At 43.3% G+C, this 263-nt stretch carries 1 protein-coding gene; it reads left to right on the top strand.

Annotation, left to right across the window (positions count from 1 at the left end; genetic code table 11):
* Positions 1-11 precede the first annotated feature (11 nt).
* Entirely contained in the window at positions 12-92 is an 81-nt protein-coding gene (locus E8Q33_RS16840) for a biotin/lipoyl-binding protein (RefSeq protein ID WP_371413304.1), read from the top strand.
* The last annotated feature ends 171 nt before the right edge of the window (positions 93-263 follow it).

Here is a 263-nt window from a genome sequence, read left to right on the forward strand (position 1 = left end):
TACTGGCCAATATTGACGGTGAGGTCAAGGCGATTCATGTCACTAAAGGTGATCGGGTTACGCCGGGTGAAGTGTTAATTGAAATTGCTTAAAAGCTGTTGAATAGAAAACTTGAGAACCGGGGCATGTCCCCGGTTTTTTTTATAACTCAATGTCCGTCGTACTATCCAGACTGTCGTAATAAATTATTGCCAGGTAACGAATCGGCATTTGCAGAATATTTTCCGGACGATGTGGTTGCTCCGCATTAAAGGTCAGCGAAT

It is taken from the genome of Methylophaga sp. SB9B, assembly GCF_004832235.1.
In the GTDB taxonomy this organism is placed as follows: Bacteria; Pseudomonadota; Gammaproteobacteria; order Nitrosococcales; family Methylophagaceae; genus Methylophaga; species Methylophaga muralis.